Origin of the sequence: Nonomuraea recticatena, from assembly GCF_039533245.1 — a bacterium.
Taxonomy (GTDB): domain Bacteria; phylum Actinomycetota; class Actinomycetes; order Streptosporangiales; family Streptosporangiaceae; genus Nonomuraea; species Nonomuraea roseola.
Genome location: NZ_BAAATE010000032.1, coordinates 82,558 through 102,784, shown reverse-complemented (window position 1 = coordinate 102,784; position 20,227 = coordinate 82,558). Strand labels below are relative to the sequence as shown.

Genomic DNA, 20,227 nt, shown 5'->3' with positions numbered 1-20,227 from the left:
AAGCGTCGCTCGCTGCCTTCCGGGTGTCAATAGGTGTTCTGTCTTATTCCGTACGGCTTTGCGGCGCTTTAGAACGTTCCAATAGCCATCGCAACCCGGCCCGATCGCAGGCAGGTGCGATCGGGCCGGGGGTGCGTCAGCTCGCCGGCGGCAGCCAGGGCTTGATCTTGGCGGGGTTGTCGGCCACCCACTTGGCGGCGGCCTCCTCGGCCGTCATCTTGTCCTCGGCGATGTACTTCGCCACGAGGTTCTGGTCGTCGTTCGTCCAGGTGAAGTTCTTGACCAGCGTGTAGGCGGGACTGCCGGAGTCGGCGAACTTCTTGCTCACGATCTTGTCGAGATCGTAGGGCGGGTAGTCGCAGGCCACCTTGGCCGCGTCCGCGTCGCAGCCTTCGGTGTAGGCGGGCAGATTCACCTTGACCAGCTTGAGCTCCGACAGGAACCACTGCGGCTCGTAGAAGTAGCCGAGGACGGGCTTCTGCTGCTTCTCCGACTGGCGGAAGGCGGTGATGAGCGCGGCCTCACTGCCTGCGTAGACCACCTTGTAGTCGAGCTTGAGGTTCTTCACCAGGGCCGCGTCGTTGGTGACGAACGAGGGATCGCCGTCGAGCAGCTGGCCCTTGCCCTCGGACTCGGAGGTCTTGAACAGCGGGGCGTACTTGTTGAGGTTGTTCCAGTCGGTGATGTCGGGATACTTCTTGGCCATCCACGGCGCCACGTACCAGCCGATGACGCCCTTGTTGCCGGTCAGGCCGGCCGATACAGCCACCTTCTGATCCTCGATGTACTTCTTCTTGAGGTCGTCGTGGGCCCAGTTCTCCACGATCGCGTCGACCTCGCCGGTGGCGAAGCCCTGCCACGCCACCTCCTCCTTGAGGTCCTTCTTCACCACCTTGCAGCCGAGGTTCTTCTCCGCCACGTGCGCGATGACGGCGGCGTTCGCCTCGTATCCCACCCACGGGTTGATGGCCAGGTTGAACGTCCCGCAGTTCTTCCCCTCGCCCCCTGCCGCAGGCTGCTGGGCCTCCCCCACCTTCGCTCCTCCGCACGCGGTGAGCAGGAGACCGGTGCCGGTCACGAGCACGATCGCCCTGACCCTTCCACTCCTTGACAACGCCACCTGGTCCTCCTGAGTTCTCACTGGCCGGCTTTTCCGTTACTTGTGGGTGACACCGGCACTTGCCGGGTCACACCGCTACTTGTGGGTCACACCGCCGTGCGCGGCCACGTCGGCCCGCTGCGTGGCGGCGCGCATGACGCGGTCGAGCACGATGCCGAGCACGACGATCGCGAGCCCGGCGGCCAGCCCCTTGCCGCGGAGCTGGTGCTGGGAGAAGCCGGCCACCACGTCGTAACCGAGGGCTCCGGCTCCAACCAGGCCGCCGACGACCACCATCGACAGCACGTAGATCAGTCCCTGGCTGGCCGCCAGCGTCACACCGCTGCGCGCCATCGGGAGCTGGACTTTGGAGATGAGCTGCCACGTCCCCGTACCCGCCGAGATGGCGGCCTCCACGGTGGTGGGCGAGACCCGCCTGATGCCCTCGGCCACCAGCTTGATGGCGATGGGCGCGGCGAAGACGACGGCCGCGATGATCGCGGTGAACCGCGTCGGGCCGAACAGTCCGAGGATCGGCACCAGGTAGACGAAGGCGGGCATGGTCTGGCCCGCGTCGAGCACCGGTCTGAGGACCGTGTCGACCCTGTCGCTGCGGCCCATCCACACGCCCAGCACCACGCCGAGCACCATGACGAGGATCGTCGCGACGAGCGTCGAGGCCAGCGTCACCATGCTGTCCTGCCAGAGGCCGAGCAGCACCAGCACCAGCAGCCCCGCGGCGGTCACGAGAGCCGCGCGGACGCTGCCCACCAGCAGTGCGACGGCGACGGCGACGGCGAGGACGAGCCACCACGGTGAGGCGGTGAGCAGTTTCTCGAACGGGTTGAGCAGCGTGTTGGTGAGCACGTTCTTGAGCGCGTCGGTGTAGGCGGCGAGGTTGTCCTGCACCCACAGGCTTCCCGCGTCCGCGGCCTGGCGCACGTAGGAGCCGAGGTTGGCCTGGATCGGGAAGTCCGCGGCCCAGACGTAGGTGTAGGACAGGTAGCCGAGCACGGCCACGACGCCGAACGCGCCCGCCAGCTCCAGCCTGCGCCTCCTGGTGCCGCGCAGCCGGCCTGCCCGCCGGTCGGCCTCCACCCTCCTGCTGGCGGCGGAGGTCACCCTGTCCAGGACGACGGCCATGATGACGATGGCCAGGCCCGCGTTGAACGCGGTGCCCACGTCGAGGGTCTGCAACGCCTTCAGCACCGTCTTGCCCAGGCCGGGCGCGTCGATGAGCGCCGCGATGGTCGCCATGGACAGTGCCGCCATGATGGTCTGGTTGACGCCGACGATGATCGTCTGCTTGGCCATCGGCAGCCGCACGTGGCGCAGTGACTGCACCCCCGTGGCGCCCAGCGACGCCCCGGCCTCGAGCGTGTCGTGCGAGACCTGCCTGATGCCGTGGGAGGTGATGCGGATCGCCGGGGGGATGGCGTAGATCATCGTGGCGACCGTGGCGCTGGCAGGTCCGATGAGGAAGAAGAGCGTCAGCGGCGCCAGGTAGACGAACGTCGGCATCGTCTGCATGAAGTCGAGCACCGGCGTCACCAGCCGGTTGAACCGGTCGTTCAGCCCGGCCCACACCCCGAGCGGGATGCCGACGGCCAGAGAGAGCACCACCGCGGTCAGCGTGAGAGCGAGGGTGTCCATGCTCTCCTGCCACAGCCCCAGCACGCCGAAGGAGATCAGGCCCGCCGCGGTGAGCAGCGCCACCTTGCCGTTGCCCCACAGCCACGCGATGGCCGTGGCCAGCGCGACGACGCCGAGCCAGCCCAGGACGGGCAGCGGACGGCCGAAGGAGGGCTGGCTGATCAGCGCCTGGACGAAGGTCACCGCCTCGTCGAGGAAAAGCCTGACGTAGTTGATGAAGTACAGGAAGAACGGGTTGCTGTTGCGGCTGTCGTCGATGGCGTCCATGCCCTCGTTGAGCGAGGTGTGCAGGGGCGTCAGCTCGGCGCCGCCGAGGCCGAGCGTGTCACGTCCTTCGAAGACCGCCCAGCCGAGCACCCACAGAGCGAGCACCGCGAGGAGCAGGTATCTGCGGGCAGGCAGCCTGGCGGCCACCACCGCCACGGTGGTCATCGTTCCTGCCCTCCCGCGATCACCTCGAGGATCTCGGCGCTGGTGACGACTCCGAGCAGGTCGTCGCCTTCGATCACGCGGACCGGCCTGTCGGCCGACAGCACGGTGTGCACCGCGTCGCGGATGACGACGTCGGGGCCGAGCACGGGGCCGTCGAGCGACTCGTCCATCAGGGGTGGGCGCATGATCCAGCGCAGCGTCAGGACGTGCGAGCGGGGGACGTCGCTGACGAAGTCCCTGACGTAGTCGTCCGCGGGCGCGCCCACCACCTGGTCGGGCGTGCCGACCTGGACGAGCTCGCCGTCGCGCATGATGAGGATCCTGTCGCCGAGCTTGAGCGCCTCGCTGAGGTCGTGGGTGATGAAGACCATCGTCTTGCCGACCTCGTGGTGCAGGCGGATGACCTCGTTCTGCATCTCCCGCCTGATCAGCGGGTCGAGCGCGGAGAACGGCTCGTCGAACAGCAGCACCTCGGGGTCGGCGGCCAGCGCGCGGGCCAGTCCGACGCGCTGCTGCATGCCGCCTGACAGCTGGTCGGGGTAGGAGTTCTCGAAGCCGTTGAGCCCGACCAGGTCCACCACCTCACGGGCGCGGGCGTAGCGCTCCTGCTTGGGCACGCCGCGGATCTCCAGGCCGAAGGCCACGTTGTCCAGCACGCAGCGGTGCGGCAGCAGCCCGAAGTGCTGGAACACCATGGCCATGCGGTGCCTGCGCAGCTCGCGCAGCCTGCGGTCGTCGGCCTTGCGGATGTCCTCGCCGTCCAGGACGATCTCGCCCGCCGTCGGCTCGATCAGCCTGGTCAGGCAGCGGACGAGGGTGGACTTGCCCGAGCCCGACAGGCCCATGACGACGAACACCTCGCCTCGCCTGACGTCGAAGGAGACGTCGCGCACGGCGGCGACACAGCCGGTCTGCTCCTTGAGTTCCTTACGGCTGAGCGTGGTGCCGACGACTCCGTCGGCCTTGGGACCGAACACCTTCCACAGTCCCCTGACGGCGAGGACAGGTGGGGTGTCGGTGTCGAGCTGACGTGGTTCGGTCAGTGACGGCACGGTCATGGCCACCTCTTGGTCGTCGGAGCGTCAGTTCGCGGGGAACCACCGCTGGGGGCGCGGGCGGGTGTTCTGCCACACATGCTTGATCTCGCGGTACTCGTCCAGTCCGGTCGGGCCGAGCTCGCGGCCGATGCCCGACTGCTTGAAGCCGCCCCATTCGGCCTGGGGCACGTAGGGGTGGTAGTCGTTGATCCACACCGTGCCGTGGCGGAGCCGTCCCGCGACGCGCTGGGCCCTGCCCGCGTCCTGGGTCCAGACGGCGCCGGCCAGGCCGTACTCGGTGTCGTTGGCCAGGCGGATGGCCTCCTCCTCGCCGGTGAAGCGCTCGACGGTCAGCACGGGGCCGAAGGACTCCTCCCGCACCACGCGCATGCCCTGCTTGCAGTCGTCGAGGACGGTCGGCGGGTAGAAGTGGCCAGCGCCGTCCAGGCGGCGGCCCCCGCAGCGGAGGGTCGCCCCCTCGGCGAGCCCCGCGGCCACGTACTCCTCGACCTTCGCCAGGTGCGCGGCGGAGATGAGCGGGCCCGCCTGGGCATCGGGGTCGAAGGGGCCGCCGAGGCGGATCCGCTCCGCCCTCCTGACCACCTCGTCGACGAAGGCGTCGTGCAGGGAGTCCTCCACCAGGAGACGCGCGCCTGCCGAGCAGACCTGTCCCGAGTGCAGGAACACGGCGGTGAGGGCGAAGTCGACCGCGCTCTCGAAGTCCGCGTCGGCGAAGACGATGTTGGGGTTCTTGCCCCCGAGTTCGAGCGCGACGCGCTTCACGGTGGCCGACGCCGCCGCCATGATGCGCCGTCCCGTCGCCAGGCCGCCGGTGAACGACACCATGTCGACGTCGGGGTGCTCGGCCAGCGGCGCGCCCACCTCGGGTCCCGCGCCGAGCACGAGGTTGGCCACCCCCGCGGGCAGCCCTGCCTCCTCCAGCGCTCGGACCAGCAGGATCGCCGTGCTCGGGGTGAGCTCGCTGGGCTTGAGGACGAAGGTGTTGCCCGCGGCGAGCGCCGGCGCCACCTTCCACGTGGTCTGCAGCAGCGGGTAGTTCCACGGCGTGATCAGGCCGCAGACGCCGACGGGCTCGTGGACGATCCGGCTGATCGCGTCGGGGCGGCCGGTGTCGACGACCCGTCCCGCGTCCGTGCCGGCCACCCCTGCGAAGTAGCGCAGGCAGGCGACGGAGTCGTCGACGTCGTACTCGCTCTCGACGAGCCGCTTGCCCGTGTCGCCCGACTCGGCTCGGGCGAAGGCGTCGCGGTCGCGCTCCACCAGGTCGGCGACCGTGGACAGCAGGGCGCCCCGTTCCCTGGCGGGAGTGCCAGGCCACGGACCGCGGTCGAAGGCGTGCCTCGCGGCCCTGATCGCGGCCGTGGTGTCGGCCGCTGATGCTTCGGCGACCGTGGCCACGAGACTGCCGTCGGCGGGCGAGAGGATACTCCGCTGTCCGCCGGCGACCGGCTTGGTCCACGTGCCGCCGATGTAGAGATCGGTCATCGGCACACCTCTGATCGTTGCGTATGACGCAAGGCCATGCTCAATGGGGAACACAATTGACCCGTTACCCTCCGTTCGTCAAGGGTTTGGGGGAATCACTGGGTGAATCCATACGTTGTGATTCCGTTTATCCCGAGTCACCCCTCTTGACGAGCGGACGCTCGCGCGTCCACGCTGTTGCGTATACATCACCATTTTGCGTAATACGCAACACAAGGAGGTGTGATGTCCCCTCGTCCAGGCCCAGGCCGCGAGTTCATCCTCACCGTCTCCTGCTCGGACAAGCCAGGCATCGTGTACGCGGTGAGCAGCTTCCTCGTCCAGCACCGCGGTGACATGTTGCAGAGCAAGCAGTTCAACGACCGGCGCGGCGGCGGTTTCTTCATGCGCGTGCACTTCGCCGCCCATGACGGCCTGGAGGAGCTGCGCGAGGGCTTCGCCTACGTCGCCGAGTCGTTCCAGATGACCTGGCAGCTCAACGACGCGGCGACGCCCACCAGGGCGCTCGTCATGGTGTCGAAGTTCGGCCACTGCGTGAACGACCTGCTCTTCCGCAGGCAGGTGGGGGGCCTCAACATCGATGTCCCCGCGATCGTCTCCAACCATCCCGATCTGGAGCCGCTCGCGACCTCCTACGGCGTGCCCTTCCACCACGTCCCGGTCACCGCTGACGGCAAGGCGGAGGCCGAGGCCAAGGTGCTCGACCTGGTGGCCGAGTACGACGCGGACCTGGTGGTGCTGGCCCGCTACATGCAGATCCTCTCCGACGACATGTGCAAGCGCCTGGAAGGCCGGGCCATCAACATCCACCACTCGTTCCTGCCGGGCTTCAAGGGCGCCAAGCCGTACCACCAGGCCCACGAGCGGGGGGTGAAGCTCATCGGCGCCACCGCCCACTACGTCACGGCCGACCTCGACGAGGGGCCCATCATCGAGCAGGACGTGGCGAGGGTGGACCACGAACTCGACCCCGAGGACCTGGTCGCGGCCGGCCGCGACGTCGAGGCCCAGGTGCTGGCCAGGGCCGTCAAGTGGCACAGCGAGCAACGCGTGCTGCTCAATGGGGACAGGACCGTCGTCTTCCGCTGAGCCCGCCGCGTGAGGAGGCGGTGGGGGTGCCGGCCCCCACCGCCTTTCCTCATGCCCTGTGGCGGTAGAACTCCGTCGGCTCGGGCGGCAGCGGCGTGTTGCCGAGGATCAGGTCGGCCGCCTTCTCCGCCAGCATCATCACCGGCGCGTAGATGTTGCCGTTGGTGACGTACGGCATGACCGAGGCGTCCACCACCCTCAGCCCGTCGACGCCGTGCACCCGCATCGTCTCCGGGTCGGTCACCGACAGGTCGTCCACGCCCATCCTGGCCGTGCAGGACGGATGCAGGGCCGTCTCGCCGTCCTTGGCGACCCAGTCGAGGATCTCCTCGTCGCTCTCCACCGAGGGGCCCGGCGAGATCTCGCCCGTGCTGTAGGCGCCGAGCGCGGGCCGGCCCAGGATGTCGCGGGCCACCCTGACGGCCTCCACCCACTCCCGCCTGTCCTGCTCGGTCGACAGGTAGTTGAAGCGCAGGGCGGGGTGCTGCCGAGGGTCGGCGCTCTTGATCTTGACTGAGCCGCGCGCGTCGGAGTACATCGGCCCCACGTGCACCTGGTAGCCGTGCCCACCCGAGGGCGCCGAGCCGTCGTAGCGCACGGCGATGGGCAGGAAGTGGAACATCAGGTTGGGATAGTCGACCTCGTCGTTGCTCCTGACGAAGCCGCCCGCCTCGAAGTGGTTGGTCGCGCCGGGTCCGCTCCGCAGGAACAGCCACTGCGCGCCGATCCACGGGTGGCGCCACTTCTGCAGGTTCGGCTGCATGGAGACGGGCCTGCTACAGCCGTGCTGGATGTAGACCTCGAGATGGTCCTGGAGGTTCTCCCCCACGCCCGGCAGGTCGTGCACCACGTCGATGCCAAGGGCGCCCAGTTCCCGCGCGTTGCCGACGCCGGACAGCTGCAGGAGCTGCGGCGAGTTGATCGCGCCTCCGCACAGGATGACCTCGCCCGCCCTGACGGCTCCGCCGTCGTACTCCACGCCGACGGCGCGCCTGCCCTCGAAGACGACCCGCGTCACCAGCGTCCGCGTCCTGACGGTGAGGTTGGGGCGCTTCATGACGGGGTGCAGGTAGGCGCGGGCCGCGCTGAGCCTGCGGCCGCGCCTGATGTTGCGGTCGAAGCGGGCGAAGCCCTCCTGACGGTAGCCGTTGACGTCGTCGGTGAGCGGGTAGCCCGCCTGCTGCACGGCCTCGAAGAAGGCGTCGTAGAGCGGCGTGCTCGCCGGCCCCCGCTCCAGCGCCAGCGGCCCGTCGTGGCCGCGGAAGGGCGTGCCTGGATCGGCCAGGCAGTTCTCCATCCGCTTGAAGTACGGCAGGCAGTGGGCGTAGTCCCACGTCTTCATCCCCGGGTCGGCGCCCCACCGCTCGTAGTCGAGGGGGTTGCCGCGCTGGAAGATCATCCCGTTGATGCTGCTGGAACCGCCGAGCACCTTGCCGCGCGCGTGGTAGATGCGCCTGCCGTGCATGTGCGGCTCGGGCTCCGACTCGTACTTCCAGTCGTAGAGGCGGTTGCCGATCGGGAAGGGCAGGGCCGCGGGCATGTGGATGAAGACGTCCCACGGATAGTCAGGACGGCCGGCCTCGAGGACCAGCACCCGCGTGGCGGGGTCCGCGGAGAGCCGGTTGGCCAGGGCGCTGCCCGCCGAGCCGCCTCCGACGATGACGAAGTCGTAGTGCTGTGACGTCATGTTGCCTCGTCTCGCTCGCGCGTTTCACCGAATCGTAGCGTCCTGCGCATTGTGTTGCACTAGTCGCAACAGGAGATCTTTTGGGGATGAGTTCGACTCGGTTGCCTTCAGCACTTACAGTTTCGCTATGAGCAACGACTCGAGCAGCGGGGGCGTGCAGTCGGTCGATCGGGCGATCAGCGTGCTGGAGATCCTCTCGCGCCGGGGCGAAGCCGGGGTCAGCGAGGTGGCCGCCGAGATCGACGTCCACAAGTCGACCGCCTTCAGGCTGCTCGGCGCGCTCGAGGCGCGCGGCCTCGTCGAGCAGGCCGAGGACCGGGGCAAGTATCGCCTCGGTTTCGGCATCATCAGGCTGGCCGGCGGGGTCAGCACGCAGATGGACATCACCCAGCGCGCGCGGGCCGTCTGCCAGCGGCTGGCGGAGGCGATCGGCGAGACGGTGAACATCGCCGTGCTCCGCTCCTCCTACGCGATCAACCTCGACCAGGTCAGGGGTCCGTCCGCGGTCACCGCCTACAACTGGGTGGGCCAGGTGACGCCGCTCCACGCCACCTCCAGCGGCAAGGTGCTGCTGGCCCACCAGGAGGACGGGCAGCGCGCCAAGCTGCTGTCCGACGGGAAGCTGGAGAGCTTCACGCCCAGGACGATCACGGCGGTCGACGCGCTGGAGCGGCAGCTGGACGAGGCCCGCTCGACCGGCTACGCCTTCTGCCTGGAGGAGCTGGAGGAGGGCCTCAACGCCATGGCCGCGCCCATCCGCTCCTACCACGGAGAGGTCGTCGCGGCCGTCAGCGCCTCGGGGCCCGCCTACCGCTTCAGCGCCGAGCGCATGCACGAGCTGGCCCCCGTCCTCATCGACGGCGCCGAGGAGATCAGCCGCCGCCTCGGCTACGCGGGCTAGCCGGCCCGCTCCAGCCGTACCACCACGCTCTTGGACGTCGGGGTGTTGGACGTCTCGGCCACCGAGTCCAGCGGCACCAGCACGTTGGTCTCGGGGAAGTAGGCCGCGCAGCAGCCGCGCGCCGTCGGATAGGCGATCACCCTGAACCCCTCGGCCTTGCGCTCGCCGTCCGGCCACTCGCTGATCAGGTCCACCAGGTCGCCGTCGGCCAGATCGCGCTCGGCCAGATCGTCCGGATGCACGAAGACGACCCTGCGTCCCGCCTTCACCCCTCGGTAGCGGTCGTCGAGCCCGTAGATCGTGGTGTTGTACTGGTCGTGGCTCCTGACCGTCTGCAGCAGCAGCCGGCCTGGCGGGACCCGCAGCACCTCGAGCGCGTTGACGGTGAAGTTGGCCTTCCCCGTGGCGGTGGGAAACCTGCGCTCGTCCCTCGGCGCGTTGGGCAGCGCGAAGCCGCCTGGCGCGCGGGCGTTGAAGTCCTCGAAGCCGGGGATCACCCGCGACACCCGGTCCCTGATCGCGCCGTAGTCGTGCTCGAAGCCGGCCCACGGCACGTGCGGGTCGTCGCCGAACAGCGCGCCCGCCAGCCGGCAGACGATGGCCACCTCGGACAGCAGCTCGGCCGAGGCCGGTCTGAGCCGGCCCGTGGAGGCGTGCACCAGGCCCATCGAGTCCTCGACGGTCACGTAGCCGGCGGGGTCCCGCTCGGTACGGCCGAGCGTGGGCAGGATGAGCGCCTCCCTGCCGCACACCGCGTGCGAGCGGTTCAGCTTGGTGGAGATCTGCACGGTCAACCGGGTACGGCGCAGCGCCGCCTCGGTGACGTCGCTGTCGGGAGTGGCCCTGACGAAGTTGCCGCCCATCCCGACGAACACCTTGGCCGAACCGTCGCGCATGGCCCTGATCGCCTCCACGGTGTCGAGCCCGTGGTGGCCTGGCGGCGAGAACCCGAACTCCTTGCCCAGCGCGTCGAGGAACGCCTGTGACGGCTTCTCGTAGATGCCCATGGTCCTGTCGCCCTGGACGTTGGAGTGCCCGCGCACCGGGCAGACCCCTGCGCCGCTCCTGCCCACGTTGCCGCGCAGCAGCAGGAAGTTCACGACCTCCCTGATCGTGGCCACCGAGTTGCGGTGCTGCGTCAGCCCCATGGCCCAGCACACGACGACCGAACCCGCCGCCCGCACGTCCTCGGCCGTCGCCTCGAGCTCGGCCATGGACAGGCCGGTGGCCTCCAGCACCCGCTCCCAGTCGAGCGCGCGCAGGTGGCGCTCCCAGTCCTCGAAGCCGTGGGTGTGACGCTCGATGAACTCCTGGTCGGCGGAGTCGAGCAGGAGGAGGGACAGCGCCTGGAACAACGCCATGTCCCCGTTGAGGCGGATCTGCAGGAAGCGGTCGGCGAGCGCGGTGCCCCTGCCGAGACCGGAGGGCTTCTGCGGGTTCTTGAAGCGCAGCAGGCCCGCCTCGGGCAGCGGGTTGACCGCGACGATGCGGGCCCCTCCGCGCTTGGCCCGCTCCAGCGCCGTGAGCATGCGGGGGTGGTTGGTGCCGGGGTTCTGCCCCACGACGAAGATGAGCTCCGCCCTGTGCAGGTCCTCCAGCGACACCGTGCCCTTCCCGATGCCGAGCGTCTGGTTGAGCGCCGAGCCGCTCGACTCGTGGCACATGTTGGAGCAGTCGGGCAGGTTGTTGGTGCCGAAGCGGCGCACGAGCAGCTGGTAGACGAACGCGGCCTCGTTGGAGGTGCGGCCCGAGGTGTAGAAGACCGCCTCGTCGGGGCCGCCGAGCGCGCGCAGCTCCCTGGCGATGATCTCGAAGGCGGCCTCCCACGCGATCGGCACGTAGTGGTCGGAGCCCGCCGGCTTGTGCATGGGCTCGGTGAGCCTGCCCTGCTGGCCGAGCCAGTGGTCGCTGCGGACGGCCAGCTCGCCCACGGGGTGAGCGGCGAAGAACTCCCGCCCGACCCTTCGCGTGGTGGCCTCCTCCGCGACGGCCTTGGCGCCGTTCTCGCAGAACTCGACGGGACTGCGATGCTCACCCTCGGGCCAGGCGCAGCCGGGGCAGTCGAAGCCGCGTTTCTGGTTGACCTGGAGCAGGGTCAGCGCGGTGCGACCCACCCCCATCTGGCGATAGGCCGTCTCCATCGCGTGGGCCACGGCCGGCAGGCCGCCCGCCCAGTCCTTGGGCGGGACGACCCGCATGCCCTCGTCGCCGGCATCGTCGCGCGGCGCCTTTCGAACCACTGTCAGCCGATCCTGTCCTGTACCCATTCGTGGAAAGCGCCGATGTGGTGCTCGCTCGGCACGAGCACTCCTCCCCTGGCGTACGTGCGCGAACCCATCGCGGGCTGGCAGCGCTCGCACGCCTCGAAGTCCTGCTCGTTGACGCGGTGGAAGAGCTCGACGGACTTGTCGAGGTCCTTTCCGCTCGCCACCACGCCGGGAAGATAGAGCCAGTCACATTCGACGACGGTCCTGTCGACCGCCAAAGGAAACATACGATGCACGATGACATGATCGGGAACCAGGTTGATGAAAACCTGCGGCTTGATCGTGATCGCGTAGTAGCGCCGGTCCTGGTCCTCGCTCACGCCGGGGATGCGGTCGAGCCCCTCGGAGCCGTCCACGGTGAAGCCGCGGATCTCGTCACCGAACTCCGCGCCGTGCCCGACGAAGTACTGCGCCGCGTAGCCGTCGGCGAACTCGGGCAGCACCTCTGTCAGCTCCGGGTGGATCGTGGCGCAGTGGTAGCACTCCATGAAGTTCTCGATGATGAGCTTCCAGTTGGCCTTCACGTCGTAGACGATCCTGCGGCCGACCTCGAGCCCCGCCACGTCGTAGTTGTCGATCAGCTCCAGGGCGCCGAGCCGCTCGGTCACGGCGCCGAGCACGTCCTCCTCGAAGGAGGGCGGCTCGTCGGCCAGGCAGACCCACACGTAGCCGAGCCATTCACGGACGTGCACCTTGACCAGGCCGTACTCGACGCGGTCGAGATCGGCCATCTTGGTGAGGTTGGGCGCGGCGATCAGCTTGCCGTCGAGGTCGTAGGTCCATGCGTGGTACATGCACTGGAAGGCCCGCTTGACCTCGCCTGACTCCTCGGCGCACAACTGCGCGCCGCGGTGCCTGCAGACGTTGAAGAAGGCGCGTACCGTCTTGTCGCGCGCCCTGGTGACCAGGATGCTCTCGCCGCCCACCTGGACCGTTTTGAACGAGCCCGGCTTCGGCAGGTCGGACGAGCGCACCACGCAGAACCACATCGCCTCGAAGATGTTCTTCTGCTCCCGCGCGAACAGCTCCTGATCGGTGTAGTAGTGGCCGGGCAGGGTGGGGATCACGCTGGAGGTGGTGGCGGGGCTTGAGGTCGTCACGGGAGTACTCCTCTGGTACGGGCCGGGTCAGTGCCCTCGGCGGATCCAGTCCTCGAGCTGCGGAGCCTCGGCTCCGATGCTGGTGTCGTCGCCGTGGCCGGTGTGGACCACGGTCTCGGCCGGCAGCGTGAGCAGCCGGCTGATGGACGAGATGATCGTCGGGAAGTCGCTGTACGACCTGCCCGTCGCCCCGGGTCCGCCGCGGAAGAGCGTGTCGCCGGAGAACAGGACGCCCAGCTCGGGCACGTACAGGCAGACGGCGCCCGGAGCGTGCCCTGGAGTGTGAAGGACATGGACGGCGCTGTCGCCGATCCTGATGATCTGCCCGTCGGCCAGCGCGCGATCGGGTGTCGCGGCCGGGTGCGTGAGCTTCCACAGCACCGAGTCGTCAGGGTGCAGGTGGACCGGCGCGCCGGTGCGCGCGGCCAGCCTTGGTGCGGCGTTCACGTGGTCGTCGTGGGCGTGGGTGCACACGATGCCCACGAGCCTGCGCTCGCCGACGGCCGCCGCGATCGCATCCGCGTCGTGAGCCGCGTCGATGACCAGCACCTGGTCGTCGTCGCCGAGGAGCCACACGTTGTTGTCGACGTCCCACGTCTGGCCGTCCAGACTGAACGTCCCCGAGGTGACCAACCGCTCGACCCTCATCACAGTGCTCCCTGACCGGGCTCCGCCCGGCCAATGCCATGACGGATGTCCTCGCTACGCTGCGGATCCATCACAGTGCTCCCTTCACCGGGCACCGCCCGGCCAATGCTGTGACGGATGTCCTCGCTACGCTGCGGATCCATCACAGTGCTCCCTTCACCGGGCACCGCCCGGCCAATGCCATGACGGATGTCCTCGCTACGCTGCGGATCCATCACAGCACCACCACCGAGCGCAGGACGTCGCCGTGGTGCATCTTGGTGAAGGCGGCCTCGACGTCGTCGAGGGCGATGGTCTCGGTGACGAAGGCGTCCAGGTCGAAGCGGCCCTGCAGGTAGAGCGAGATCAGCAGGGGGAAGTCACGGCTCGGCAGGCAGTCGCCGTACCAGCTGGACTTCAGCGCGCCGCCGCGGCCGAAGACGTCGAGGAGCGGCAGCTCCAGCGTCATCTCCGGGGTGGGCACGCCCACGAGCACGGCGGTCCCCGCCAGGTCGCGGGCGTAGAAGGCCTGCTTGAAGGTCTCGGGACGCCCGACGGCGTCGATCACCACGTCGGCGCCGAACCCGCCGGTGAGCTCCCTCACGGCCTCGACGGGATCGCTCTCCTTCGCGTTCACCGTGTGGGTCGCGCCGAACCCGCGGGCCCAGTCGAGCTTCCGGTCGTCGACGTCCACCGCGATGATCGTGGTGGCTCCGACCAGCCGCGATCCCGCGATGGCCGCGTTGCCCACGCCGCCGCAGCCGATCACCGCGACCGAGTCGCCGCGGCTGACCGCGCCGGTGTTCACGGCGGCGCCGAGGCCGGCCATCACGCCGCAGCCGAGCAGCCCCGCCGCGGCGGGCGCGGCCGCGGGATCGACCTTGGTGCACTGCCCCGCGGCCACCAGCGTCTTCTCGGCGAAGGCGCCGATCCCGAGCGCGGGGCTGAGCGGCGTGCCGTCCTTCAGCGTCATCTTCTGCGTGGCGTTGTGGGTGGCGAAGCAGTACTGCGGGCGGCCCCGCAGGCAGGCGCGGCAGGAGCCGCACACCGCGCGCCAGTTGAGGATGACGAAGTCGCCGACGGCGACGTCCTTGACGTCGGGGCCGACGGCCTCCACCACGCCCGCCGCCTCGTGGCCGAGCAGGAAGGGGAAGTCGTCGCTGATGCCGCCCTCGCGGTAGTGCAGGTCGGTGTGGCAGACGCCGCACGCCTGCACCTTCACCAGCGCCTCGCCCGGTCCTGGGTCGGGGACCAGGATCGTCTCCAGGCTTACCGGCCTGCCCTTGCCCGTCGCGACCACGCCGCGTACTTCATGAGCCATGATTCACTCCTGTGTCAGCCGGCCTGGACCGGCGCGGTCTCCAAGTGGCGGCGCCATCGGGTGAACAGCCTGACCTGGTTGACTCCCAGCACCGCGACAGGACGCTCACCCTGCCGGTAGACGGCGAGGAAGCTGTGGCCGGCGAGGTCGCCCTCCTCCACGGTCACCGAGTCGGCGTGCTCGGCGTGCCCGATGAACTGGATCTTGATGTCGAACTGGTCGGACCAGAAGTAGGCGGGGCGGGCGGGCTCGGGGCGAGCCGTGCCGCCCGACAGCAGCGTCGCCGCCGCGACGGCGGCCCGCTGCCTGGCGCCGGTCCAGTGCTCGATCCTGTGGTGGCCGCCCTGCGCGGGATCGAACCAGGCCGCGCAGTCGCCGACCGCGACGACGCCGGGCACGCGGGTGCCGCCGCCCTCGTCGCAGAGCACGCCGTCGCCGAGCTCGAGGCCGCTTCCCTCCAGCCACGAGATGTTGGGGATCGCGCCGATCCCCACGACGACGACGTCGGCGGGCAGGTGGGCGCCGTCGGCCAGCCGCACGCCGTCCACCCTGCCTGCTCCTGTCAGCTCCGTGACGTAGGCGCCGCGCACCAGGCGTACGCCGCGCCTCTCGTGCAGGGTGGCGATCGCCTCCGCCATCGGGGCGCCGAGGACGCCGGCCAGCGGCGCGGGCCCCGACTCCACGAGCGTGACCTCCAGGCCGAGCTCACACGCCGTGGCGGCCACCTCGGCGCCGATGAAGCCGCCGCCGATCACGACCAGCCGCCTGCCTTCGCCCAGCTCGCGGCGGAGCGCGCGGGCGTCGTCGAGCGTGCGCAGCGTGTGGACACCCGCCAGCCCCCGTGAGCCCCGCAGGGTGCGGGCGGAGGCCCCGGTGGCGATCACGATGCCGTCGGCTCTGATGGAGGTGGCGTCGCTCAGCGTCACGCGGCGGGCGACGGCGTCGAACCCGGTCGCGGCCACGCCGAGCCGCCATTCGGCGTCGAGCTCTTCTCCCTCGCCCTCCAGCGCGAGATCGGCCTCGCCGACGGCGCCCCTGAGGAAGTCCTTGGACAGAGGCGGCCGGTCGTAGGGGCGGTGCCTCTCCTCCCCGACGAGCACGAGGCGGCCCGTGTACCCCTGGCCGCGCAGCGCGCGGGCCGTCAGGAGCCCTGCCAGCGAGGCGCCCACGACGCAGACGGTGTTCACGCCTGCCCCTTCAGCGTGACGCCGGGCGGCAGGTTCGGCTCCTCTTCGGACGGCACGACGTAGATGACGTCGTCCTCGATCACCACCTGATGGGTGCGGACCGGGCGCTTGGCAGGAGGGGCGTCCACCCGGCCGGTACGGAGGTCGAACCGCGAGGCGTGCAGCGGGCATTCGATCTCGCACCCCTCGAGCCAGCCGTCGGCCAACGAGGCATCCTGGTGCGTACAGGTGTCGTCGATGGCCAGGATCTCGCCCTCCTCGGTGTGGAAGACGGCGATGGGCGGATCGGCTTCGAGGCGGAGGGCCTCGCCTCTCGGCAGTGATGCAAGTGGGCACGCTGGGATCATCGTGTCACACCTCGGTTTCACAAAGAGAAACATCTCGCGCTATACGCAACAGGGTGCGGGTGTGGGGTTGCGGATGTCAAGACCGGTTTGCCCGAGAAGTGCGCGTTTTGATGTCGAAGCCGCTCCGGCGATCACCAACGGGGTGGCAGCTCGCTGATCAGGGCGTTGACGGAGACGCGCCGAGACAGGCGGGAGCCGATCGACGCCGTCCGTCGCCGGGTCCTGCGTGGCGGGGCCGCCACGGCGGGCACCCGGCGCCTGCGGTCACTCGTCGTTCGGACGCCGGGACAGGGTCGCCCCGATCAGGGCTCCTCGTCGAGAGGCCGTACCCTTCCTGTGGTTCGGTCTGAGTGTCGTTCGGAAGGGGTGCCCGTGGGCCGCGATCTTGAGTCGATCGTCCAGGAGGCGGCCGGCGGCCTGGCGGCCGGACGGTCCGCGGCGGGCTCCGCTCGACGGCGGCGGACCTGCTCACCTTTCTCCAGGCCCAGATCGAGTGCCGCGAGGAGGCCATCGGCCTCAGCCGCAGGACCGAGCACCGCGTCAACCCGTTGCAGGCCGTCCAGTTGGGCTGGATGGAGACCCGCCTGCATCCGAAGATCGGTGGCGGCCGCCGGATCTGGCACAACGGGCGCACCGGCGGTTTCGCCTCCTACGTCGGCTTCGATCCGGAGCGGCGAATCGGTGTCGTCGTGCTGAGCGGCACCGCCCGATCCGTGGACGGCACAGCCGCCACCCAGTTCCGGACCTTGGCCACATGAGTAGATGATCTGTATATATTGATCACATGAGGCAGATGCAGGAGCCAACCTTCCTGATCCTGACCGCGCTCGCCGCCGGTCCACAGCACGGGTACGGCGTCATCACCGACGTGGAACGCATCTCCGACGGTCAGGTCCGCCTGCGCGCCGGCACCCTCTACGCCGCTTTCGACCGCCTCCAGGCGGAGGGCCTCATCACCGAGGACCGGGAGGAGATCGTCGACGGCAGGGTGCGGCGCTACTACAGGTTGACCGGCGACGGTGCGACCAGGCTGGCGGCGGAGGCCGAGCGGATGCGCAGGCACGCGCGAGCGGCCACCGTGCGTCTGCGCGCCGCCGGCTCGGGAGGCGCGGCATGAGCCCGCTCGAAGCCCGCTACCGGCGCCTTCTGGCCTGCTACCCACGCGACCATCGGGCACGGCACGAGGAAGAGATGATCAGCGTCCTGCTGGCGGGGGCGCGACAGGGCCAGATCCGCCCGGATCCGGCCGACGTGGCGGACCTGCTGCGAGGCGCGCTGCGCGTGCACGGCCGGCGGGCCTTCGGCCCGGTCTCCGCACCCGCCTGGCGGGACGGGCTGGCCCTCGCTGTCGCGCTGTGGCCGTCCCTGATGCTGATCGGCGCACTGGCGCTCCGTCTGCTGCAGGCCGCCGAGACCCTGAACAACGGCCACGGCACCGCTTGGGAGCGACTGACCTGGACACTGCTCCCGACCGAGCCTGTCGTCGTCGCGGCCCTGCCTGTGCTGGCCCTTCTGCTCCGCCGCCGGTGGATCGCCGTGCTCGGCGCGGTCGTTTTCGTGCTGTACCACATCGGCCATCCGCGTCTGCTGAATCTGGACACGCTGCTGTTCCCGAACCACGGCCCCGTCCTGCTGGCCCAGGTGGCCGCGGTTGTCATCGCCTTCGTCCCCGCGGCGCACCGAGCGATCATGCTCATCCCCTGGCGCGCCTTCCTGCTGTGGGGGCCGCTCGCGCTGGCAGGGCTGACCGCCAGCAAGGCCATCGTGCGGTGGGTGGACGTTCCGGTCGACCTCGACATCGTGAGGTGGAAGCCCTTGCCGTGGCTCGTCGTGGTCGCGCTGGCGGCCGGGTACGCGTGCCGATCGGCTGTGGGGCGGCGGGCGGCGCTGCTGCTGTTCGTACCCGCAGCGGCCCTCGGCGACCTCGGGGACCTGCCGTTCGTGCCCACCTCCACGGCCCTCGCCCAGCTCGGCTGCGCGGCACTGGCCTTCGCCGTCGCGGCCGCCCTGGCCTGGCGCAGGAACGGTCCGGTCGCTTCGGCGACTGATCGCTGAACGTCGCTGTGGAGATCTGGCACGGCACGGGTTCCCACCGCGCGGTCAGGCGTTGGCGAGACGCCGGGCGAGGGTGTGGCAGCGCTGCTTCAGCTCGTTCGGCTCGAGGACCGTGAAGGCCTCGTCCACGAGGGTCGCGAGCATGGCCGCCCACTCCAGCGAGTCGACGCGAGCGGTCAGGATCACGTGCCGCGGGCCGTCCTTGATGACGTCGGGCTCTTCGTTGCGGAAGCGGTCGATGACGGCGGCGGAGTCGGCCTCGAACCTGATGCGTACCCGGATCCGCCGGTCGGGCAGGAGGCGCTCGAGCTCCTCCGCTTCTCGGCCGGGGGCGAGGGGGTGAGGGGCGAAGGACGTCCGCGTCAGGGTGCAGGACCGGATCCCGTCCAACCGGTGGACTGCCCAGGTGTCGTGAGCCCGCGCGAGCAGGTACCACCGCCTGCGCCGAAGGAGCAGCCGGTGGGGCTGCACCTCTGGCGTGGTGCCGTCGCTCAGCTCCAGCATCGCGGTCCTGCCCTGCTCGGCCCCCTGTGCCAGGGTGGCGAGGAGTCCCGCGTCGACGGGGACCGTGACCTCGGGCGAGGTGGTCAGGGCCTCGGTGACGCGCCGGCACGTCGCCGCCAGCGGGCGCGGCAGCACCCGCGTCAGCTTGCCCAGCGCGCTCTGGGCTGGGTCTTCGTCCCCCGCGCTCCTCGCCGTGCCGGTCAGGCCTGACCTGGCCGTGGCCAGGGCCATGCCCACAACGAGCGCCACGGCCTCTTCGTCCGAGAGCACCAAGGGCGGCATGGCCGCGCTGGCGCGCAGCTCGTACGCCCCGTGCGGACCGGGTCCTGCGTCGACGCGGTAACCCATGTCCCTGAGCCTGGCGATGTCCCTTCGAACCGTCCGGACATCGACGTCCAGCCGAGCGGCGAGTTCGCGTCCGGACATCGGGCGACCTGACTGCAGACAGGAGAGCAGCGAGAAGAGGCGTTCGGTCGAATGAGCCATGCTCCATCTCACCCCGAGATGAGGACAGGATCCGTCCGCGACCGTCCGTAGCGTGTCAGCATGACCACGAACACCCCCATCCTCGTCCTGGGCGGCACCGGCACGGTCGGGAGCCGGGTCGCCGACCGGCTACGCGACGCCGGTCACAACGTCAGGGTCGCCGCCAGGCACGCTGAGTGCCGGTTCGACTGGTCGGTCCAGGACACCTGGAGCCGCCGCCCTCGACGGCGTCCACACCATGTACGCCCTGCTGCCGGACCAGACCGGCATGCCGGAGGCGTTCATGCGGGAGGCCTACCGAACCGGGGTGCGGAGGGTCGTCCTTCACTCGGACCGCGGCGTCGACGTCATGAACGTCACCCACCTCCAGGAGGCGGAGCGGCAGGTACGCGAGTCCGGATGCGCGTGGACGATCGTCCGCCCCGACTGGTTCAACCAGAACTTCGAGACCTTCTTTCGCCAAGCCGTCCTCGATGGGCGCCTGTGCGTGCCCGTGGGCTCGACCCGCCAGGGCTTCGTGGACGCCGACGACATCGCCGCCGTCACGGCCCAGGTCCTGATCAGTGAGGATCACATCGGCCAGGTCCTGCCTCTGACCGGTCCGAGGGCGTTGTCATTCCCAGAGGCCCTCGCCCACATCCAGCGCGCGACCGGGCTCGCGGTTCACTTCGACGGCACCCCCGGCGCGTACCGCGAGTCCCTGCGCGCCGAGGGCACACCGGACGAGGTGATCGACACCCTGATCGAGAACTTCTCCGCCGCCGCGGCGCAGGGTGACGCCGAACCCACCGGGGTCGTGGAGAAGATCCTCGAACGCCCGGGAAAGGACTTCGGCACCTACGCCGCCGAAGCGGCGGCCAGGGGCGTGTGGCAACAGCCCTGAGCACACGCCCGCGATCTCCTGCGAAGGCGGGCGCGCGGGTCTCGGT

The 20,227-nt window shown here is 69.8% G+C and carries 18 protein-coding genes and 2 pseudogenes; 7 read left to right on the top strand and 13 right to left on the bottom strand.

Annotation, left to right across the window (positions count from 1 at the left end):
• Nucleotides 1-136: 136 nt before the first annotated feature.
• From ABFX50_RS40285 to ABFX50_RS40270, 4 genes are all read right to left on the bottom strand, one after another.
• The gene (locus ABFX50_RS40285) at nucleotides 137-1,120 is read right to left on the bottom strand and encodes an ABC transporter substrate-binding protein (RefSeq protein ID WP_312895293.1); all 984 of its coding nucleotides are present in this window, start codon (nucleotides 1,118-1,120) and stop codon (nucleotides 137-139) included.
• A gap of 75 nt (nucleotides 1,121-1,195) precedes the next feature.
• The gene (locus ABFX50_RS40280) at nucleotides 1,196-3,184 is read right to left on the bottom strand and encodes an ABC transporter permease subunit (protein ID WP_183642093.1); all 1,989 of its coding nucleotides are present in this window, start codon (nucleotides 3,182-3,184) and stop codon (nucleotides 1,196-1,198) included.
• Nucleotides 3,181-4,242 (bottom strand): quaternary amine ABC transporter ATP-binding protein, encoded by a 1,062-nt coding sequence (locus ABFX50_RS40275; RefSeq protein WP_346154200.1) that lies wholly within the window; start codon nucleotides 4,240-4,242, stop codon nucleotides 3,181-3,183. The genes ABFX50_RS40280 and ABFX50_RS40275 overlap by 4 nt, the downstream gene beginning before the upstream one ends.
• A gap of 24 nt (nucleotides 4,243-4,266) precedes the next feature.
• Complete coding sequence (locus tag ABFX50_RS40270; protein ID WP_346154198.1) at nucleotides 4,267-5,727, bottom strand: aldehyde dehydrogenase family protein; 1,461 nt, start codon at nucleotides 5,725-5,727, stop codon at nucleotides 4,267-4,269.
• Nucleotides 5,728-5,952: 225 nt separating this feature from the next.
• On the opposite strand from ABFX50_RS40270, the gene purU reads away from it, so the two are divergent.
• A complete protein-coding gene (purU, locus tag ABFX50_RS40265) occupies nucleotides 5,953-6,816 on the top strand; it encodes a formyltetrahydrofolate deformylase (protein WP_346154196.1) in 864 nt (287 codons plus the stop codon).
• A gap of 49 nt (nucleotides 6,817-6,865) precedes the next feature.
• Here the strand turns inward: purU and betA are convergent, their stop codons facing one another.
• Complete coding sequence (betA, locus tag ABFX50_RS40260) at nucleotides 6,866-8,503, bottom strand: choline dehydrogenase (protein ID WP_346154194.1); 1,638 nt, start codon at nucleotides 8,501-8,503, stop codon at nucleotides 6,866-6,868.
• A gap of 127 nt (nucleotides 8,504-8,630) precedes the next feature.
• On the opposite strand from betA, the gene ABFX50_RS40255 reads away from it, so the two are divergent.
• The gene (locus ABFX50_RS40255; protein WP_221240853.1) at nucleotides 8,631-9,404 is read left to right on the top strand and encodes an IclR family transcriptional regulator; all 774 of its coding nucleotides are present in this window, start codon (nucleotides 8,631-8,633) and stop codon (nucleotides 9,402-9,404) included.
• Here the strand turns inward: ABFX50_RS40255 and ABFX50_RS40250 are convergent.
• The 7 genes from ABFX50_RS40250 to ABFX50_RS40220 are packed head-to-tail and all read right to left on the bottom strand — an operon-like array spanning nucleotide 9,401 to nucleotide 16,253.
• Nucleotides 9,401-11,671: an FdhF/YdeP family oxidoreductase gene (locus ABFX50_RS40250; RefSeq protein ID WP_379506348.1), complete on the bottom strand. Its 2,271-nt coding sequence runs from the start codon at nucleotides 11,669-11,671 to the stop codon at nucleotides 9,401-9,403. The two genes, ABFX50_RS40255 and ABFX50_RS40250, sit on opposite strands and share 4 nt — an antisense overlap.
• Entirely contained in the window at nucleotides 11,647-12,771 is a 1,125-nt protein-coding gene (locus ABFX50_RS40245; protein ID WP_346154192.1) for an aromatic ring-hydroxylating oxygenase subunit alpha, read from the bottom strand. Before ABFX50_RS40245 ends, ABFX50_RS40250 begins: the two co-directional genes overlap by 25 nt.
• A 27-nt stretch (nucleotides 12,772-12,798) precedes the next feature.
• Nucleotides 12,799-13,419 (bottom strand): MBL fold metallo-hydrolase, encoded by a 621-nt coding sequence (locus ABFX50_RS40240; RefSeq protein ID WP_346154190.1) that lies wholly within the window; start codon nucleotides 13,417-13,419, stop codon nucleotides 12,799-12,801.
• The gene (locus tag ABFX50_RS40235) at nucleotides 13,419-13,634 is read right to left on the bottom strand and encodes a hypothetical protein (protein WP_346154188.1); all 216 of its coding nucleotides are present in this window, start codon (nucleotides 13,632-13,634) and stop codon (nucleotides 13,419-13,421) included. Before ABFX50_RS40235 ends, ABFX50_RS40240 begins: the two co-directional genes overlap by 1 nt.
• Nucleotides 13,634-14,719, bottom strand: coding sequence for an S-(hydroxymethyl)mycothiol dehydrogenase (locus tag ABFX50_RS40230; RefSeq protein WP_346154186.1), 1,086 nt, complete (start codon nucleotides 14,717-14,719; stop codon nucleotides 13,634-13,636). The genes ABFX50_RS40235 and ABFX50_RS40230 overlap by 1 nt, the downstream gene beginning before the upstream one ends.
• A gap of 14 nt (nucleotides 14,720-14,733) precedes the next feature.
• Nucleotides 14,734-15,906: an NAD(P)/FAD-dependent oxidoreductase gene (locus ABFX50_RS40225; RefSeq protein WP_346154185.1), complete on the bottom strand. Its 1,173-nt coding sequence runs from the start codon at nucleotides 15,904-15,906 to the stop codon at nucleotides 14,734-14,736.
• On the bottom strand, nucleotides 15,903-16,253 hold the full coding sequence (locus ABFX50_RS40220; RefSeq protein WP_183642058.1) for a bifunctional 3-phenylpropionate/cinnamic acid dioxygenase ferredoxin subunit: 351 nt from the start codon (nucleotides 16,251-16,253) through the stop codon (nucleotides 15,903-15,905). Before ABFX50_RS40220 ends, ABFX50_RS40225 begins: the two co-directional genes overlap by 4 nt.
• Before the next feature lie 431 nt (nucleotides 16,254-16,684).
• Here ABFX50_RS40220 and ABFX50_RS40215 point away from each other — a divergent pair.
• From ABFX50_RS40215 to ABFX50_RS40205, 3 genes and pseudogenes are all read left to right on the top strand, one after another.
• Nucleotides 16,685-17,011, top strand: a pseudogene (locus ABFX50_RS40215) (serine hydrolase); the annotation flags it as partial.
• A 26-nt stretch (nucleotides 17,012-17,037) separates the two neighbouring features.
• A complete protein-coding gene (locus ABFX50_RS40210; protein ID WP_346154183.1) occupies nucleotides 17,038-17,370 on the top strand; it encodes a PadR family transcriptional regulator in 333 nt (110 codons plus the stop codon).
• Nucleotides 17,367-18,308: a hypothetical protein gene (locus ABFX50_RS40205; RefSeq protein ID WP_346154182.1), complete on the top strand. Its 942-nt coding sequence runs from the start codon at nucleotides 17,367-17,369 to the stop codon at nucleotides 18,306-18,308. The genes ABFX50_RS40210 and ABFX50_RS40205 overlap by 4 nt, the downstream gene beginning before the upstream one ends.
• Nucleotides 18,309-18,353: 45 nt before the next feature.
• Here the strand turns inward: ABFX50_RS40205 and ABFX50_RS40200 are convergent, their stop codons facing one another.
• Complete coding sequence (locus tag ABFX50_RS40200) at nucleotides 18,354-19,298, bottom strand: helix-turn-helix transcriptional regulator (protein WP_346154180.1); 945 nt, start codon at nucleotides 19,296-19,298, stop codon at nucleotides 18,354-18,356.
• 60 nt (nucleotides 19,299-19,358) lie between these two features.
• Between ABFX50_RS40200 and ABFX50_RS51540 the strand changes: the two are divergent.
• Together ABFX50_RS51540 and ABFX50_RS40195 are read left to right on the top strand one after the other, a co-directional pair.
• Nucleotides 19,359-19,490: pseudogene (locus tag ABFX50_RS51540) on the top strand (NAD-dependent epimerase/dehydratase family protein); the annotation flags it as partial.
• A 46-nt stretch (nucleotides 19,491-19,536) separates the two neighbouring features.
• A complete protein-coding gene (locus ABFX50_RS40195) occupies nucleotides 19,537-20,181 on the top strand; it encodes an NmrA family NAD(P)-binding protein (RefSeq protein ID WP_346154178.1) in 645 nt (214 codons plus the stop codon).
• Nucleotides 20,182-20,227: the final 46 nt, after the last annotated feature.

Coding starts and splice junctions, on each gene's coding strand:
- ABFX50_RS40255 (WP_221240853.1), top strand. CDS start 8,631: ATGAGCAACGACTCGAGCAGCGGGGGCGTGCAGTCGGTCGATCGGGCG.
- ABFX50_RS40195 (WP_346154178.1), top strand. CDS start 19,537: ATGTACGCCCTGCTGCCGGACCAGACCGGCATGCCGGAGGCGTTCATG.
- ABFX50_RS40270 (WP_346154198.1), bottom strand. CDS start 5,727: ATGACCGATCTCTACATCGGCGGCACGTGGACCAAGCCGGTCGCCGGC.
- purU (WP_346154196.1), top strand. CDS start 5,953: ATGTCCCCTCGTCCAGGCCCAGGCCGCGAGTTCATCCTCACCGTCTCC.
- ABFX50_RS40235 (WP_346154188.1), bottom strand. CDS start 13,634: ATGGATCCGCAGCGTAGCGAGGACATCCGTCATGGCATTGGCCGGGCG.
- betA (WP_346154194.1), bottom strand. CDS start 8,503: ATGACGTCACAGCACTACGACTTCGTCATCGTCGGAGGCGGCTCGGCG.
- ABFX50_RS40240 (WP_346154190.1), bottom strand. CDS start 13,419: ATGAGGGTCGAGCGGTTGGTCACCTCGGGGACGTTCAGTCTGGACGGC.
- ABFX50_RS40230 (WP_346154186.1), bottom strand. CDS start 14,719: ATGGCTCATGAAGTACGCGGCGTGGTCGCGACGGGCAAGGGCAGGCCG.
- ABFX50_RS40210 (WP_346154183.1), top strand. CDS start 17,038: ATGAGGCAGATGCAGGAGCCAACCTTCCTGATCCTGACCGCGCTCGCC.
- ABFX50_RS40220 (WP_183642058.1), bottom strand. CDS start 16,253: ATGATCCCAGCGTGCCCACTTGCATCACTGCCGAGAGGCGAGGCCCTC.
- ABFX50_RS40205 (WP_346154182.1), top strand. CDS start 17,367: ATGAGCCCGCTCGAAGCCCGCTACCGGCGCCTTCTGGCCTGCTACCCA.
- ABFX50_RS40200 (WP_346154180.1), bottom strand. CDS start 19,298: ATGGCTCATTCGACCGAACGCCTCTTCTCGCTGCTCTCCTGTCTGCAG.
- ABFX50_RS40280 (WP_183642093.1), bottom strand. CDS start 3,184: ATGACCACCGTGGCGGTGGTGGCCGCCAGGCTGCCTGCCCGCAGATAC.
- ABFX50_RS40275 (WP_346154200.1), bottom strand. CDS start 4,242: ATGACCGTGCCGTCACTGACCGAACCACGTCAGCTCGACACCGACACC.
- ABFX50_RS40250 (WP_379506348.1), bottom strand. CDS start 11,671: ATGGGTACAGGACAGGATCGGCTGACAGTGGTTCGAAAGGCGCCGCGC.